The following is a 1,111-nucleotide window of genomic DNA, read 5'->3' on the forward strand; positions in this document are numbered from 1 at the left end:
ACGCCCCGCCGCCGGGGATAGGCGGCATCCCGCTCGGCCAGCCGCCCGGCGATGTCCAGCGACCCGTCCAGCGCCCGTACGAGGTCCGCGCGGAGCCGGGCCGCCTGGGGCAGCGAGCCGTACTCGGCGGCCACCCGCCAGTTCAGCAGCAGTACCGAGCCCTCGACGCCGTCGGGGAGGTCGAACGTCCCGAGTTCGGCCGTGCGCACGGTCAGCCGGTGCAGGGCGAGCACACCGGCGACCGCGGGCAGCACGCCCGCCTGGTCGGGTACGGCGATGAGGAGTTCCACGCCGAGCGGCTCGGGGTCGGCCTTGTCGTCCTTCTCCTCGGCGGCGGCCTCCGTCTGCGCGCGCAGCGACAGCACCGGCCCGCCCGTGCGGAACGCCTCGATGGCCAGCCGCTCCTGCTCGGCGCTGGTCTCGCCGGGCTCCGGCTCCTGCGGGACGTCCCCGGCGAACAGCGCGTCGACCCGCTGGACCAGCTCGGACACGAGCGAGGCACGCCACGACGACCAGGCGGCGGGCCCCGTGGCCAGCGCGTCCGACTCGGTCAGCGCGTGCAGCAGTTCGAGCGTGCCCGGCGATCCGACGGCGTCGGCCACGGACCGGACGGTGGCCGGGTCCTCCAGGTCACGCCGGGTGGCCGTGTCGACCAGCAGCAGATGATGACGTACGAGGGTGGAGAGCACCGCCACGTCGTCGCGGTCGAAGCCGATCCTGGCCGCCACGTCCTTGACGATGATCTCGCCGGCGACGGAGTGGTCGCCGGGCCAGCCCTTGCCGATGTCGTGGAGCAGCGCGGCGACGAGCAGGAGGTCGGGCCGGTGGACCCGGCGGGTCATTTCGGAGGCCTGGACCGCGGTCTCGATGAGGTGCCGGTCGACGGTCCAGATGTGGACGGCGTTGCGCTGCGGCCGGCAGCGCACCCGCTCCCAGTCGGGCAGCAGGTGCGTGATGAGGCCCTCGGCCTCCAGCGCCTCCCAGACGTCGACGGTCGGGCGCCCGGAACCCAGCAGCGTGACGAGCTGCTCGCGTGCCTCGGCGGGCCAGGGCGTCGGCAGCGGCCGGGCTGCCGCCGCCAGGCGTCGTACGGCGTGCAGGGACAGCGGCA

At 74.9% G+C, this 1,111-nt stretch carries 1 protein-coding gene; it reads right to left on the bottom strand.

Annotated features, from left to right (window positions below; translation table 11 throughout):
* Positions 1-1,111 (bottom strand): HD domain-containing protein (locus tag AWZ10_RS06090; RefSeq protein WP_159058217.1); only part of this gene is annotated, 1,111 nt, incomplete at both ends.

This window comes from Streptomyces europaeiscabiei, from assembly GCF_001550375.1.
GTDB lineage: Bacteria > Actinomycetota > Actinomycetes > Streptomycetales > Streptomycetaceae > Streptomyces > Streptomyces europaeiscabiei.